12 protein-coding genes are annotated in these 16492 nt (G+C 51.8%); 7 read left to right on the plus strand and 5 right to left on the minus strand.

The features are described 5' to 3' along the window. The first annotated feature begins 92 nt into the window (after positions 1–92). The 5 genes from ptsG to pulA all read left to right on the plus strand — a co-directional run bounded on the left by ptsG (position 93) and on the right by pulA (position 8383). Complete coding sequence (gene ptsG, locus GC101_RS21220) at positions 93–2150, plus strand: glucose-specific PTS transporter subunit IIBC (protein WP_171718869.1); 2058 nt, start codon at positions 93–95, stop codon at positions 2148–2150. 98 nt (positions 2151–2248) lie between these two features. Continuing rightward, positions 2249–2524 carry an HPr family phosphocarrier protein gene (locus GC101_RS21225; RefSeq protein WP_039309348.1) on the plus strand — a complete coding sequence of 92 codons (276 nt, stop codon included), beginning with the start codon at positions 2249–2251 and terminating at the stop codon, positions 2522–2524. Further along, positions 2517–4229, plus strand: coding sequence for a phosphoenolpyruvate--protein phosphotransferase (gene ptsP, locus GC101_RS21230; protein ID WP_171718870.1), 1713 nt, complete (start codon positions 2517–2519; stop codon positions 4227–4229). The genes GC101_RS21225 and ptsP overlap by 8 nt, the downstream gene beginning before the upstream one ends. Before the next feature lie 181 nt (positions 4230–4410). Further along, entirely contained in the window at positions 4411–5652 is a 1242-nt protein-coding gene (locus tag GC101_RS21235; protein WP_246354438.1) for an MFS transporter, read from the plus strand. A gap of 328 nt (positions 5653–5980) precedes the next feature. Continuing rightward, complete coding sequence (gene pulA, locus GC101_RS21240) at positions 5981–8383, plus strand: type I pullulanase (protein WP_171718871.1); 2403 nt, start codon at positions 5981–5983, stop codon at positions 8381–8383. 83 nt (positions 8384–8466) lie between these two features. Here pulA and GC101_RS21245 read toward each other — a convergent pair whose 3' ends face one another. Then, positions 8467–8844, minus strand: coding sequence for a MerR family transcriptional regulator (locus tag GC101_RS21245; protein ID WP_171718872.1), 378 nt, complete (start codon positions 8842–8844; stop codon positions 8467–8469). Positions 8845–9019: 175 nt separating this feature from the next. Between GC101_RS21245 and GC101_RS21250 the strand changes: the two genes are divergently transcribed. Further along, positions 9020–9874: an SDR family oxidoreductase gene (locus GC101_RS21250; protein WP_171718873.1), complete on the plus strand. Its 855-nt coding sequence runs from the start codon at positions 9020–9022 to the stop codon at positions 9872–9874. 37 nt (positions 9875–9911) lie between these two features. Then, positions 9912–10856: an alpha/beta hydrolase gene (locus GC101_RS21255; RefSeq protein WP_171718874.1), complete on the plus strand. Its 945-nt coding sequence runs from the start codon at positions 9912–9914 to the stop codon at positions 10854–10856. 78 nt (positions 10857–10934) lie between these two features. On the opposite strand, the gene GC101_RS36790 is transcribed toward GC101_RS21255, so the two are convergent. From GC101_RS36790 to GC101_RS21275, 4 genes are all read right to left on the minus strand, one after another. Next, positions 10935–12539: a diguanylate cyclase domain-containing protein gene (locus tag GC101_RS36790; RefSeq protein ID WP_171718875.1), complete on the minus strand. Its 1605-nt coding sequence runs from the start codon at positions 12537–12539 to the stop codon at positions 10935–10937. 564 nt (positions 12540–13103) lie between these two features. Further along, positions 13104–14276 carry an ABC transporter permease gene (locus GC101_RS21265; protein WP_039310234.1) on the minus strand — a complete coding sequence of 391 codons (1173 nt, stop codon included), beginning with the start codon at positions 14274–14276 and terminating at the stop codon, positions 13104–13106. Further along, positions 14273–14974: an ABC transporter ATP-binding protein gene (locus GC101_RS21270; protein WP_076242620.1), complete on the minus strand. Its 702-nt coding sequence runs from the start codon at positions 14972–14974 to the stop codon at positions 14273–14275. Before GC101_RS21270 ends, GC101_RS21265 begins: the two co-directional genes overlap by 4 nt. Continuing rightward, positions 14971–16482 carry an efflux RND transporter periplasmic adaptor subunit gene (locus GC101_RS21275; RefSeq protein ID WP_171718876.1) on the minus strand — a complete coding sequence of 504 codons (1512 nt, stop codon included), beginning with the start codon at positions 16480–16482 and terminating at the stop codon, positions 14971–14973. Before GC101_RS21275 ends, GC101_RS21270 begins: the two co-directional genes overlap by 4 nt. Positions 16483–16492 lie beyond the last annotated feature (10 nt).

The following is a 16492-nucleotide window of genomic DNA, read 5'->3' on the forward strand; positions in this document are numbered from 1 at the left end:
AACGTTAGCGTTAGACGACAATCTGTTCTGTATTGCTCATGCCTTTTTTGGCTTCTGTTTTGAATGAAATTTAGGATTAGGAAGTGACCTCAATGTTCAAAAAGTTATTCGGCGTTTTGCAGAGAGTCGGTAAAGCGCTAATGCTGCCAGTTGCCATTCTGCCTGCAGCGGGACTGCTGCTCGGAATCGGGAACATGCTAGTTAATCCGGATTTCCTGCAGTATGTGCCGGCACTGGAAAATCATGTAGTTCAAGCTATTGCTACCGTATTGATGAACTCGGGGCAAATTGTATTTGATAATCTCTCCTTGCTGTTCGCAGTCGGCGTAGCCATCGGGCTGGCCGGAGGTGAAGGTGTAGCGGGTCTGGCAGCTATCATCGGATTCCTGGTTATGAACGTAACCATGGGTACGGTTGTTGGCGTCAACGCCTACGTCCTGACCTGGAAAGATTTCGCCTACTCCAGCGTGCTGGGGATTCCTACGTTGCAGACAGGGGTGTTCGGTGGTATCCTGGTGGGGATATTGGCCGCATCCATGTACAAAAGGTTCTTCCGTATAGAGCTGCCGTCCTATCTCGGCTTCTTCGCGGGTAAACGTTTCGTACCGATTATGACTGCGGTAACTTCCCTGATTCTCGGTCTTGCGCTCACACTGGTATGGCCGCCGATCCAGCACGGCCTGAACTATGTATCGCAGAGTATGATCAACACCAACCTGACGCTGTCGGCCTTTATCTTCGGGGTCATCGAGCGTTCCCTTATTCCTTTCGGCCTGCACCATATCTTCTATTCGCCGTTCTGGTATGAATTCGGAAGTTATGTGGACAAGGCAGGAGATCTGGTCCGTGGTGACCAGCGGATCTTCATGCAGCAGCTTCGTGACGGTGTGGATTTCACAGCCGGTACATTTACCACTGGTAAATATCCGTTCATGATGTTCGGACTTCCGGCAGCCGCCCTGGCGATCTATCATGAGTCCAAACCTGAGAACAGACGGGTTGTCGGAAGCTTGATGATTTCCGCAGCGCTGACTTCGTTCCTGACAGGTATTACCGAGCCGCTGGAATTCTCATTCCTGTTCGTGGCTCCGCTGCTGTTCGCTGTACATGCGGTATTTGCAGGTCTTTCCTTCATGACCATGCACATCCTTAATGTCAAAATCGGTATGACCTTCTCCGGCGGTTTCATCGACTATGTGCTGTTCGGCGTCATTCCGAACCGTACAGCCTGGTGGCTGGTTATTCCGGTAGGTCTGGTGCTCGCGGTGATTTACTACTTCGGATTCCGCTTCGTGATCCGCAAGTTCAACCTCAAGACTCCGGGCCGCGAAGATGCATCTGACGACGAGGAAGAAATGAGCACAGAGAGTGTATCGAAGTCGGGCGACGATCTGCCGCGCAACATTCTGTCCGCCCTGGGCGGCAAAGAGAATATCACGCATCTGGATGCCTGCATCACCCGTCTTCGTGTTGAAGTCAAGGATAAAGCGGGCGTTGATAAGAACCGGCTGAAGAAGCTGGGTGCTTCTGGAGTTCTGGAAGTGGGTAACAACGTACAGGCGATCTTCGGAACCCGTTCGGACACCATCAAATCGCAGATTCAGGATGTCATGAACGGAAGAACACCGGCTGCTGCTCCTGTAGCGCCGAAGCCGGAGCTTGAGAAGCAGGCCGGCGAGCAGGGTGAGGCTATTATCGCTGAGGATATCGTATCCCCTGTAAACGGCGAGCTGATGGATATTACACTGGTTCCTGATGCGGTCTTCTCGCAAAAAATGACCGGTGACGGCTTCGCCTTCCTGTCTGATGACGGCAAGATTGCTTCGCCGGTATACGGCAAGGTGTTCAATGTCTTCCCGAGCAAGCATGCAATCGGCATTATGTCCGACGGCGGCAAGGAAGTGCTCGTGCATATCGGTGTCAATACCGTTAAGCTTAAGGGCCAGGGCTTCACGGTTCTTGTAGAAGAAGGCGATCTCGTAGCTGCCGGACAGCCGATTATGGAAGTGGATCTGGAGTATGTGAAGGCCAATGCACCTTCGGTCATTTCTCCGGTCATCTTCTCCAACCTGCCTGAAGGCTCTTCTGTCACCCTGAAGAAACCGGGCAAAGTATCCATCGGTGATAAGGATATCATCACCATTCAGTAAAATGTGCAAAGGCGAAGCGCTTCCATTATAATTAAAGGGAGCGCGGCCTTCACCATAAGCAACTATCCTAATTAATAGAAAGCGAGTTGGATATTATTATGCAAACAACTTTCAGAATCATTGACGAAGATGGAATTCACGCACGCCCGGCAACAGCGCTGGTAAATACAGCTACAAAATTCAAAGGCACTGAGGCTTTTGCGGAAGCCAAAGGCAAAAAAGTAACCCTTAAATCCATCTTGGGCGTTCTATCCCTGGGCCTTGAAGCAGGAGATACCCTGACCCTTATTACTGAAGGCAGTGAAGAAGCTGAAGCCCTCAGCGCACTGCAGGAAATCATGGTTAAAGAAGGGCTGGGAGAAGTTCATGAGTAAAATTTCAGGAATCGCGGCTTCCGCAGGTATTGCAGTAGCCCGTGCCTTTATCCTGGAACATCCGGACTATACCATTACCAAAACAGCGGTCACTGATGTGGACGCTGAGCTTGCGAAGCTGACTGACGCCCTGGACAAATCCAGAGGCGAACTGCAGAGCATCAAAGAGCGGACACTGGCAGAGCTTGGCGAGAAGAAAGCTGAGATCTTCGAATCCCATCTGCTGATTCTTGATGATCCTGAGCTGATCACGCCTGTAATGGATAAAATCCGCGAGGAATCGGTTAATGCGGACTATGCCTTGAATGAAGTAGCTAATCAATTCGTGGAAATGTTCCAGAACATGAAGAGCGCGTACCTGCAGGAGCGCGCAGCCGATATGCGTGATGTAACGAAGCGCGTACTGAACCATCTGCTTGGCATTCACTATGTGAGCCCGGCTGAAATCAGTGAAGAGGTTATCGTTATCGCACTCGATCTGACGCCTTCGGATACAGCGCAGCTTAACCGTAATTTCGTAAAGGGCTTCACGACCAATATCGGCGGACGTACTTCCCACTCCGCGATTATGGCCCGCTCCCTGGAAATTCCGGCTGTAGTAGGAACTAAGAACGTATTGTCTCTCGTCAAAGCTGGCGATCTGATCATTGTTGACGGTCTGAACGGCGATGTGCTGATTAACCCTACTGAAGCTGAAGTAGCTGAATACACCGCGAAGCAGGAAGCTTATGATCTGCAGATTGCCGAGTGGAAGAAGCTCCGCGATGAGCCTACCGTATCAGCTGACGGCAAGCATGTAGAGCTGGCTGCCAATATCGGTACACCGAATGATGTAACGGGTGTAATTGAGAATGGCGGCGAGGGCGTAGGCTTGTACCGTACAGAGTTCCTGTATATGGGCCGCGACAAGCTGCCTTCTGAAGAGATTCAATACAATGCCTACCGCAGCGTGCTTGAGAACATGCAAGGCAAGCCGGTAGTTGTGCGCACGCTGGATATCGGCGGCGACAAGGAGCTGCCTTATCTGGATCTGCCGAAGGAAATGAATCCGTTCCTCGGCTTCCGTGCCATCCGTCTGTGTCTGGACCGTCAGGATATCTTCCGCACCCAGCTGCGGGCCCTGCTCAGAGCCAGTGCCCACGGTGACCTGCGGATTATGTTCCCGATGATCGCGACTCTTGGCGAATTCCGTGCAGCCCGTGATCTGCTGCTGGAAGAGAAGGTCAAGCTGCGTGAAGAAGGCAAGGAAGTATCCGATAACATCCAGCTGGGTATCATGGTTGAGATTCCTTCGACAGCTGTACTGGCTGACCAGTTCGCCAAAGAAGTGGATTTCTTCAGTATCGGTACCAATGACCTTATCCAATATACAATGGCTGCGGACCGTATGAATGAACGGGTATCCTACTTGTATCAGCCATACAACCCGGCAATTCTCCGTCTGGTCAAAATCGTCATTGATGCAGCACACGCCGAAGGCAAATGGACCGGCATGTGCGGTGAAATGGCCGGCGACGCTACAGCGATTCCGCTGCTGCTCGGCCTTGGCCTGGATGAATTCAGTATGAGTGCAACCTCCATTCTGCCGGCTCGCAGCCAGATTGCCAAGCTGTCTGCTGCTGACATGAAGGAAATGGCTGCCCAGGCGCTGCAGCTCGGCACTGCCGAGGAAGTAGCCGCACTTGTGCAAAGCCGTGTGAATTAATTCGTTTTTGGTTTTCTGTTTGAGGCAATTCCACTTTTCCAACTACTTTAGCCGGTCTCCGTTACAGGAGGCCGGTTTTTTTTGAATTGTGAGCATGCATCCACTTCAGCAAGAACGGAACCGCCCATTCCGGCAGCATTATATATAATGAGTCCATTACTTCCGAAGGGTGGAACCATTTTTGCAGAAATTCAATGCCTCGCAGCTGTATATGTTCATGGTTTTTATGATGTCATTAGCGGGCAGCACCATATTTACAACCTACAGCATTTATTACGTCACTGAGCTAGGGTTAAATCCATTTCAGCTGGTGCTGGTTGGAACGGTTCTGGAGATAACAGTGTTAGTGTTCGAAGGCATTACAGGTGTTGTAGCAGATACATACAGCCGTAAGCTGTCGGTTATTATCGGAATGTTCGTGCTGGGAAGTGCTTTTGTACTGGAAGGCTGTATTGTCTGGATGATGCATCCGGCCTCCATGCTGCCTGCATTTGCCTGGCTGCTTATGTCCCAGATGCTGTATGGCATCGGCTGGACGTTTGTCAGCGGGGCAGACACGGCCTGGATTGTAGACGAGCTGGATGAGGAGCAGACAGGGGCGATTTTTATGCGTTCCAAAGTATTTGCGCTAAATGCATCTCTGCTGGGCATTGCTGTCAGTGTAGGATTATCACTCCTTGCGCCTAATATGCCGTTTCTGGCAGGAGGCGCGGTCTATTTCATACTTGGGCTGGTATTGATCCGTTATATGAAGGAAACGGGCTTTATCCGGCGGGAGCGTGAGCCGCACACCTCACCAATCCGTGAACTGGGCAAGACCTGGGTAAGCGGCGTATCCGTACTCAGACATCACCCGCTGCTTCTGCTGCTGACCGTTGTAACATTATTTAACGGGGCTGCGTCTGAAGGGTATGACCGTCTGTGGCAAATCCACCTGATCGATGAAATCGGCTTCCCGGATGCCCCCGTGTCAATGGCGGTATGGTTCGGCCTGATCAGTGCAGCGGCTACAATGTTGGGGATGCTGGCCGTGCGTTTTGCCGGGAAAAGGATGGACCTGCTCCTGGAACGAAAGGTCTCTGCCGCATTGTTCATACTTACCTGTATCCGCATGGGCTGCATCCTGCTGCTTGCGCTTGCGCCGAATTTCACGGCCGCAATCTTTGCGGTGCTTCTCCTGGGGGTGGCCGGCTCCGTGAGCGATCCTATCTACACTACCTGGCTGAACTCGAAGCTTCCAAGCCGGAACCGGGCCACGGTCCTGTCGATGATTAGCCAATCGGATGCACTCGGCCAGTCCGCAGGCGGTCCGGTTGTTGGTTATATTGGCAGCCGTTTCTCGATCAGGGCCTCCATTCTGGCTGCCGGCTTCCTGCTGCTTCCAATTCTGGCGCTGTTCGGAAAGGTCATGCGTAAGCGCTAAAGGAAGCAAAACAACATTTAACGGTTGTTATTTGGCTGCAGGACAAGTATACTTCCGGGTAGATTCGCAGCTGTCACCTCATGAGCTTAAATACCCGGGACTTCATGCCGATATAGGATATAGCAAGCAGATGCAATTCTACCCCGTAACCCAAACCTGTGAACATAATGTTACATATTATAAGATGAACCGTGAGTAAGAATTCTCAGCAATACCCGCTTGCAGAGCTGTGCAAGTATTAGATTGGTGATATGTGGAAATAGCTTGGTTGTAATAGAGTGATCAGTTTTCGGCCGGATGGCAGAGAGCATTAGGATGGTGAATATGAATGAGCAGCAATTATATAAATGCAGAATCAGTAATGGAGACCTATGAAGGCAAAGACCTTGGCTTAACGTATTCTACGGAGTACAGTATGTTTAAAGTCTGGGCGCCGACCGCGTTTGCAGTATCGCTGGTGCTGTATGCTACCGGCGGGAATGGCATCTCAGCCGGTCATACCGGAGATTACAAGGACAGCGGACGGATTATCAATATGCAGCGCTCAGACGGCGGAATCTGGGAAGTCAGGGTTTCCGGTGATCTTAAGGGCAGGTATTATATGTACCGGGCTGTATTTGCGGACGGAAGCATCAACGAAGCTGCAGACCCTTATGCAACGGCTGTATCGGCTAATGGTGTGCGGACGGCGGTCATCGATTTGCAGGATACGAATCCGGCTGGTTGGGATCAGGATACTTCTCCTGCTCTGCCGCATCCGGCTGATGCTGTAATCTATGAGCTGCATGTACGTGATTTCTCGGCTCATGAGAGCTCGGGTCTTACCCATAAAGGGAAATTCAAGGCGTTCACTGAGATAGGGCTGCGGGATGCTGCGGGTCATGCACTGGGCATAGACCATCTGGCTGAGCTGGGGATTACGCATGTGCATCTGCTGCCGGTATTCGACTTCCAGACGGTGGATGAGCTGAAGGTTCCCGGTGAAGCACCGCGGTCTCCTCTATTCACAGACTACAATTGGGGCTATGACCCCCAGCACTATAATGTGCCTGAAGGCTCATACAGCACAGACCCGGCCAGTCCGCCTACCCGTATCCATGAGTTCAAGGAGATGGTGCAGGCCCTGCACAGCCGTGGTATCTCTGTCATTATGGATGTGGTCTACAACCATACGTATTCTATAGAAAAAGGACCCTTCCAGCCGCTTGTGCCGGATTATTACTACCGCCATGACTATAGCGGCCGGCTCTCCAACGGCTCGGGTGTCGGCAATGAGCTGGCTACCGAGCAGCCGATGGTCCGCAAATATATTAAAGACTCCTTGTCCTACTGGGCATCAGAGTATCATATCGACGGTTTCCGCTTCGATCTGATGGGATTGATGGACAGTGTGACGATGCGTGAGATCACGGAAGAGCTGCGGCTGGAGATTAATCCGAATCTGCTGCTCTACGGTGAGCCCTGGACAGGCGGAGACTCTCCGCTGGCCACCAAGACCCTGAAGGGTGTGCAGCGCGGCAAAGGTTATGCCGTCTTCAATGATAACTTCCGCTCTGCCATCAAGGGAGACAGTGACGGCTGGGGCAAGGGCTTCGCTACCGGAGAATACGGTAAAGAAGGTGCGGTTGCTTCCGGGATCAAGGGGGCCATACATGAGTTCACCGATTCGCCTGTAGAGACAGTTAACTATGTAACAGCACATGATAATCTCAATCTGTGGGACAAAATTCTCGCTACCCAGGGATTACGCCAGGAAGCGCGTTTACTGGAGCTTGAGAATGGCAGGCTGCGGAGCGGCGGGGATCTGGAAACCGCTGTGGAGCAGGCTGACCCGTATTTCGCGATTGATACCCTTGATGTGCTGGAGAATGAGACTGTACGGCGTTCTCTGCTGGCTAACGGAATCATTCTGACCTCGCAGGGAATACCATTCCTGCACGCCGGGGATGAGCTTCTGCGCAGCAAATACGGGGACCATAACAGCTACCGCAGTCCTGACTGCATCAATGCCATCCGCTGGGAGAACAAGAAGAAGTTCATTCCCGTCTTTCAATATTACAAAGGACTGATTGAGCTGCGGCGGGGACATCCGGCTTTCCGTCTGCATGGACGTCAGGAGATAGAGCGCAGCCTTGAGTTCCTGCGCTGTGACAGCGGAGTCATTGCCTATGTGCTGAAGAATCATGCCGGCGGCGATGGTTGGAATAATATTGTCGTGATTTACAATGCAAATATGGGACCGGTAACCCAGTGTCTGCCTGAATCCTCCGGCTGCTGGAATATCGTTGTCGACCATACCCATGCAGGAGCGGAGGCATTCCGGCAGACGGAGAACGGCAGTATTGAAGTTGCCGGGCTGTCGATGATGGTGCTCTACGATAAATACGGCGAGCCTGAACCGAGATCCAAGGTAGTCGAAGTTCATTATGAACGGCCGGACGGCGATTACCGGGGCTGGAATCTCTGGGTATGGGGTACAGGCATTCAGGATGGACAACGGGATTTCCAGCACATGGAGGACGGTCACGCAGTAGCGCGGATCGAGGTGCTGCCAGGCACAGCGTCTATCGGGTACATCCTCCGGCTGAATGACTGGGAGGAGAAGGACGGTACCGGAGACCGCTTCATCAACTGCTCCGGCAGCGAGGAGCAGGTGTTGAAAGTAACCATACGGGAACGTAAGCTGGAGCACGACGGTGAGGCGGCTGATCCGCTGCAGCGAACCAGTTAAATAGAATAAGAGCTGATCTGTATCGTCCCGCGGGGGACGGCAGATCAGCTTTTTTTATAAGGCACACCATGAAAATTCACTTATCAGGGAAGTCTGTCAAACTTGTTTTCTTGGGCATCGATTAAAGCGAGCTTGTAATTGATCTTTTCCAGCATTTTTATCATCCGTGTTAATTGTTCCTCCACTTTGCTCTTTTGGGTGAACAGCATCGTTTTTCTCAGGTCCAGTGTACGGTCTCCGCGCTTGTACAGCTCAACGTATTGTTTTATTTCTGACAGCGGCAGCCCTGTCGAACGAAGAGCCTGAACCGTCTCAACGCACTCAATGTAGTGATCGTTGAATTGGCGGACCCCGTTTGTATCCCGGTCAACAGCCGGCAATACGCCTTCCTTCTCATAATAACGCAATGTATATGCGGTAATGCCCGTTCTCTCAACGATATCCCTAATCGTATACGCCATAAGATGTTTCACCGCCTATTGAATGTTAGAGTGACTCTAGTATATTCTACAATCCGGACTTGCCTCCAGTCCATATTATCCCTATATAAAAGGCTTGAATTGATAGATTTGACTTAGAGCCGCTTCAATCCGCTAAGCTGAGAGAGCAGCAACAAACTAATGAGGAGGATGTTCAATGCCCAAAACAGTGTTGATCACCGGGAGTTCGACCGGACTGGGAAATACAACAGCAAAGAAGTTTGCGAAGGAAGGATGGAATGTGATTGCGACGATGCGCAAACCGGACCAACGCTTGACTGAGGAGAATCCCGAACGGATTTTCGTCACCGGGCTTGATGTTACTAAGCCCGCTTCCATCGAGGCGGCCATTGCGGCAGGGATCAACAGGTTCGGCCGGATCGACGCCGTCGTGAACAACGCCGGAGTCAGTATCCTCTCGATATTTGAGGCAACCCCCATGGACATTACCCGCGGGATTTTCGAGACGAATGTCTTCGGTGTCATGAATGTCATTCAGGCAATTACCCCTTATTTCCGCGAAGAAGGCGGCGGCACAATCATCAATATCACTTCAAACGTAGGCTTTGCCTCCAACCCGCTCCTGGCCGTATATGTCTCAACCAAACATGCTATTGAGGGGCTGTCCGAATCACTCTCGTACGAGCTGGAATCACAAAATATCTCCGTTAAGCTCGTGGAACCCGGAGCCATGATTACTACGAATTTCTCATCGAACACCATGGCCGCAACTCAAAACCTGTCCGTTCCGCAAGCGTACCAGCCTTATTACGAACATATGATGAACTGTATGCTGGACTATCCGTTTGAGAGTTCAGATGAGAATCAGGCTGCAGATCAGGTGTATGCCGCTGCATGCGATCCGTCTGACCGGCTGCGCTATCTGGCAGGTCCGGACGCAGAAGAAACAGCAAGGCTAAGATGGTCCCAATCGGAAGAGAAGTACATGAAGACCATGCGGGAGCTGTTGGGGCAAACGGCGTGGCGAAATGGACAAGCCGGCATTCAATAAAGAATACTAATTCTGCTTCACAAAGGATGGTTGGACAATGGAGGATAAAGTGCATCCGGAACTTCAAAATATGTTTGCTGCTCTACCAAAAGTTGTATATACGCGAGAGAATTTGGCAGCCCAGAGGAAAGAGATGCAGGAGTTTACTGCCGGAATGGCGGCATCTCTGCCCTTTAATGATGAAGTGCTGATCTCAGAAAGAAAGGTTCCGGGTGCAGAAGGGGAGCCGGAGGTCCGTATTAAAATATACGAGCCCAGAGTGAAAAATCAAACTCTCCCGGGTGCCTTATATATTCACGGTGGAGGATATATTCTGGGATCCGCCGATATGATGGACTTTACCCTGCAGCAGCTGGTATCGGAGCTCGACTGTGTCATCGTTTCTGTGGATTACCGGCTGGCTCCGGGGCATCCGTTCCCGGCTCCTCTTGAAGATTGCTATGCTGCACTCACCTGGTTCTCCGAAAACGCAGAATCACTGGGAAGCGATTCATCCAGAATCGCAGTATTCGGTCCAAGCGCCGGCGGCGGATTAACGGCTGCTCTCTCCCTGCTGGCAAGAGATAGAAACGGCCCTCCGATTATGTTTCAAATGCCCCTCTATCCGATGCTTGACGATCAGCTCCTTACAAGGTCCAGTAACGAAATAACGGATGACAGAGTATGGAACAGGGCCAAAAGCCAATTGGCTTGGGAAATGTACTTAGGAGAACAAGGCCAAGAATCCCCGTATGCCGCTCCGGCACGGGCAGACGATTTGTCAGGACTTCCGCCCACATACACCTGCGTCGGTGACTTAGATCCGTTTCGCGATGAAACCATTCAGTATGTGTTAAGGCTCACGCAGGCGGGTGTGCCGACTGAATTTCATTTGTATCCCGGATGTTTTCATGGGTTCGAAGAATACTTTCCTTCTGCGGAGATCAGCCAGAGAGTTGTGCAAGAATATTACACGGCTCTGAAGCATGCCTTATACAAATAAACAGCTGATTTCTTCAGCATAACAGATAGAGGGGGCGCATTCGCTAAGGAATGCGCCCCCTCTATCTAAGGGCTTAAGCTATTTCGGCTGTCGGGTGTATTTTTCATCCACATTCTCGCTGTACAGATTGGCCTCATTGCCGCCATGATTCTTGGAGCGGTACATGGCCAGATCGGCGGCGCGGAGCAGATCATTGATGCTGCTGCCATGCTGCGGATAGAGGGCTACACCAATGCTGGCAGAGGTATGGAAGCTGGAGCCCTTGTTGACCGACCAGGATTTATTGAACAGCTGGAGCAGACGCGCCAGCATTTCATCTAGCATTTCCGGACTTGTGAACCGGTGCAGTACCACCGCGAATTCATCACCGCCGATGCGGAACGCCTGGCCTGAGCCCTTAACGGTCTGCTGCAGCTCCCGTGAGAGCAACTGCAGGAATTCATCGCCTGCCAGATGGCCCAGCGTATCATTCAGCTGCTTGAACCGGTCGCAATCCAGCAGGGCTACGGCAATCTCCTGCCGGCGCTCCTCCGGCTGGTTAATCAGGTTCTCCATGTACATTTTGAAATGGGCACGGTTGGGAATGGCAGTCAAATGATCATAGAAGGCCAGCTTGTGCAGCCGTTCCTCATATTGTTTGCGCTGGGTAATCTCACGCGATACCAGCATGAATTGTGCAGGGAAAGCCCGGCTTCCCGGAATAGGTGTGACTTTGGTCTCCAGCCATACCCAGTGCCCTTCTGCCGAACGCATACGCAGCTCGGAAATCCGCGGTGAAGCCTGAACGACACTCTTCAGCTTGGCCCAGGAGATTTCGGCTTCGCGGATATAATTGGAGAGAGGGGCGCCCTTGCTTGGAACATACCCAAGTACACTTGAATGTGATGGGGATGCGTACAGGATCAGGCCATTGTGATCGGTCAAAATAATGAAATCGGACATGGTTTCGCCGATCAGCTGGTATAGTGATTTCTCTTCCAGCATTTCATTCTGCAATGAGATGAGTCTGCGGCAGAGATAAATAATAACCAGGACCAGCAGGAACAGGAATACTGAATAGACGGCAAACAGCGAGCTTTTCAGATTCTTGAACTCGAGAATAACCTGCCGGGCATAGCTGTCAATCAGACCCTCGGCGGTATCCAGCGTCCCCCTTACCTGGGTGAGCTGGGTATGAACGGCCAGCGGGGAGTAGGCCGCGGGGTTCCAATCACTCTGGACCCGCTGCGAGATCAGTTCCCTTCCACTATCCTTCCAGAGATCTAGTGAGGTCTCGAACTGCTCCAGCTCGCTTCTCAGCTCAGCCAGCAGCAGCTCACTCTGCTTCATTCCATTGTATGGACTCTCTACAGAATCCAGATTATAACGGGCAGTACTGACCCGCTGCTGCGCCTGGGCATTATTGTCCTCGAACTCCTGCGAGAGCGCGCTGCGCTGCGCATCGGTTATACTGCCGCTGAGCGAAGTCTGGAGCGCGATGGCAGACTGATGCAGATCACGGTCAGCATTCAACACGAGCTCGGAGTTCTGGTATACATCACTGTATAAGGAATCCGATAGTTTATTCATCGTATAATTCAGATATAACAGGGAGGCAACGCTGACGCCAACCAGAAGAACGGAGATGGATGTGAATAATAGGATTAATCTGCGTGTACTTGTGATTTCGGAAAAAACTGCCACTGTCATCCTCTCCCCGCATAGAACTTTGCGAATCTCATTGGTGTACCTTGGGTGCATGCGGAACTTATCCTTATGCGGCAAATGGCTGTTTGCTGGCATGATAAAGAGAGTTTATGTTAGCGAGTCCTAAAAGCAGGGGAAGAAGGAGGGAAATGAGAGAAAAAATCCCGGTTTAACCGCGTTTTCTTTTCACCAGTATATAGGACTACCTTCATGCAGAGCAATTGCTGAAAAAAATAATAAGCCTCATCATCTCCTGCTGCCGGATTTACGGGTCGTCAAGCGAACCGGGAAACCGGGAAGGAAATTGCTTGAGACATATCACGTGCTACTTATACGAAGATTTATGTATAACTGACTACTATAAGTATTCTACCCTTGAGACCTATTACCCACATTTATTGCAAACGATACCCTCCCGGGATCAATTAAAAGTTAATTTTGCTGAAACGGCTGCAGTTTACCCGGAAGGGTTGGATGGAACAGGAAAATCCGCCAGCCTCAACCAAAGATGAGACGGACGGATGGAGTAAATAAGATATAAGGCTCGTTAATACAGGAATGCTAATCGTTTCGCAGCGCGTAGATAGGCCGCATTCTGGCTGCCTTGTTAGCCGGGATCATACCGAAGACAACCCCGATGATCAGGGAGAATGTGAAGGAGATCAGGACCATGTTCCAGGATGTCGCCACATTCATGGTTGTATATTTCCCCACGGCCCAGCTGGCACCAAGCCCCAGCCCGACTCCGATCAGGCCCCCTGTTCCGCTTAAGACTACAGACTCAATCATGAACTGCATCATGATGTTGATTTTTTTGGCCCCGATCGCTTTGCGGATTCCGATCTCCCGCGTCCGCTCGTTAACGGAGACAATCATGATATTCATGATTCCTATGCCGCCGACGAACAGGGAAATGCCGGCAATGCCGCCAAGTGCCATAGAGAGCGTATCACTGGTCTCGTTTACCGTTTCCAGCATTTCCTGAGAATCGAAGACAGAGTAGGAGTTCTCCGCACCGCTGAATTTGGCATCGAGCGTAGACTCCAGCTCGGTCTTTACATCCTCCACATTATCGTTGGAAGTAGTTGTGATGGTAATCGAGCGGACCCCCTTACTCTGCAGGAACCGTTCAGCGGTTGAAATAGGAATCAGAATCTTCTCGTCGCTGGAGCCGCCGCTGGTTGAGCCTTTGCTCTCCAGCAGACCGACGATCTTGAAGCTGCTTCCGTTGAGCTGTACCTTTTGGCCCACAGGATCATCCGTGCCGAACAGATCCTCAGCCGTATCTGTTCCGATCAAGGCTACCTTTTGACGGTAATCTGTATCAATCTCCAGCAGAAACCGTCCGGATTGCACATGGAAATCCTGGACTTCCTCATAGGCAGGTGTTATCCCTTCTACGGATACAGAAACGTTCTCGGTCCCATTCTTGGCGGTAACATTCCCCGTGATTACGGGAGATACATTCTCCACCCCTTCAATCTCTCCAAGTGCCAGAGCTTCCTCGTAGGTTAAGGAAGTCGTCGCCCCGCGTCCCATAATGTTAACCGTCAGCTGGTTGGTTCCAAGAGAGCTTAAGGATTCCGTAATCTGCGAAGTCGTTCCCTGTCCTACCGAGACGAGGGCGATTACAGAGGATACACCGATAATGATGCCCAGCATCGTGAGGAAGGCTCTGATTTTACTGCTGAGAATACTTTTAAAAGCCATTTTCATGCTCTGATACAGCATCATGAGTGGGACACCTTCCGATCCTCAACGAGATCCCCGTCCTGAATCCGGATAATCCGTTTGGCCTGCTCGGCGATTTCGAGGTCATGCGTGATTAGAATAATAGTATGTCCCTGTTCATTAAGCGCCTTGATCATCTCCAGAACTTCCTTGCCCGTCTTGGAATCAAGCGCACCAGTCGGTTCATCGGCAAGCAGGATAGGAGGAGTGCCGGCAAGGGCGCGGGCGATTGCCACACGCTGCTGCTGGCCTCCCGACAGCTCGGACGGACGATGATCAATTCTGCTCTCCAGGCCTACCCTGACCAGAGCATTGCGGGCAACCTCTCGGCGTTCCCGGTGAGACATTCCCCGGTAGATAAGGGGCAGCTCCACATTCTCTACTGCCGATAATTTCGGCAGCAGATTGAAGTTTTGAAAGATAAAGCCGATTTTCTCATTGCGGATCTGGGCCAGCTTGTTGTCTGACAGCTTGCGGATTTCCTGGCCATCCAGGAAATAATCACCTTCATTCGCAACATCCAGGCACCCCAGCATGTTCATCAGGGTCGACTTGCCCGAGCCTGAGGGTCCGATGATCGCAACAAACTCACCGTAATCGATGTTGAAGGTCAGGCCCTTGAGGATCGCCATTGATTCTCCGGCCATGGTATAGCTGTGCTGCATGTTCTGAACCCGGATTAACGGTTCGGAGGTGCTCATCGTCCGCCACCGCCTCCGGAGAAGCCGCCTCCGCCGCCCGTCATTCCGCCGCCAGCACCGCCGCCAGTGAAGCCGCCGGTCATTCCGCCGCCGCCGAAGCTGCCGCCCATACCGCCTTGCATCTGTGTCTGCTGGGTGGATGTGTTGCCTGTTGAGATCACAGTTGGAATGATCACTTCATCACCTTCATTCAAGCCGCTCACAATTTCGATATTGCTCTCATTATGAATACCAACCTCAACGGCAACCCGTTTCTGGCCGGATGCTGAGCTTGCTGCGGTTCTGCCGCCGGATGCGCCGCCCGGGAACTCGCCTCCGCCGTAGCCGCCACCACCACCGCCGCCGTAACCGCCGCTGCGCATGCCCCGGCCGCCGGTCTGGCCTTCTCCGCCTTGCCATTCACCGCTCGGAGGGCCGCCCGCTGTGTCACCGCCCGGAGCTTGTCCGCCCGCCGCGTCACCGCCCGGAGCCTGGCCGCCAGCCGCATCACCGCCCGGAGCCTGGCCGCCAGCCGCATCGCCGCCCGGAGCCTGGCCGCCAGCCGCACCGCTGTCCGTTGCCGCAGATTCCCCGCCTTCGGTCACAGGTACATTCACGTAATATTTGCCGTTCACTTCGGATACCGCCTCGATCGGCACGGTCAGAATATCATTTTTCTCTTCAATGGTAATCGCCACTTCTGCGGACATGCCGACCAGTACTCCCTCAGAGTCATTCAAGCCTACAGTGACATTGAACAGGGAGACGCCGTTTGAGGAGGTTCCTTCCTTGGCGATATCAATAACCTTGCCGGCAAACTCTTTATCCTCAAGCGCATCCAGCGTAATCGTTGATACCTGATCCAGCTTGATCTGAGGAATATCCAGTTCATCCACCTGTACAGTTACGCTCAAATTAACGTAGTCAGTCATGGTGAACAGCTCTGTACCATTTTGAGCCTGTTCGCCGTCCGTAATATTTACAGCTGTAATCGTTCCGTCGATAGGAGCCGTTAACGGATCTGGCGGAACCATATCCTCATAGATGGCAGCAATGGAATCCTGCTGATCGGCAATATCGCTTTTGGCTTTATCAATGGCTGTTTTTGCCGATTCCAGCTCTTCATCTGTAGCATTATTCATCGCGATCGTTTTGTAATTTTCCTGCTTGTTCGTAAGCTCTGTTTTGAGATTCTCCAGCGATTTGTTGGCTTCCTTCAGCTTGTCGTCGAAATCGCCCGCCACAAAGGTAATCAGCACATCGCCTTTTTTGACGACATCGCCTTTTTTAACCATGACTGTATCCACTTCACCGGCTTCTTTGGTGCGGATGCTCTCACTGTTGATTGCCGAAACGGAACCGGAGCCGGAGACACCAACGAGGATATTTCCCTTGGTCACCATAGAGGTGTTCATGGGAGCGGCTTTGACCTGCGGGTTCTGATCCGGCCATAATACATAGCCCAGAATACCTGCAATAGCAATAACAACAACGGCTGAGGCGATAATCATTTTCTTCTTCTTTTTCATTCCGATCCTC

It is taken from the genome of Paenibacillus phytohabitans (assembly GCF_013141775.1).
Taxonomy (GTDB): domain Bacteria; phylum Bacillota; class Bacilli; order Paenibacillales; family Paenibacillaceae; genus Paenibacillus_AQ; species Paenibacillus_AQ phytohabitans.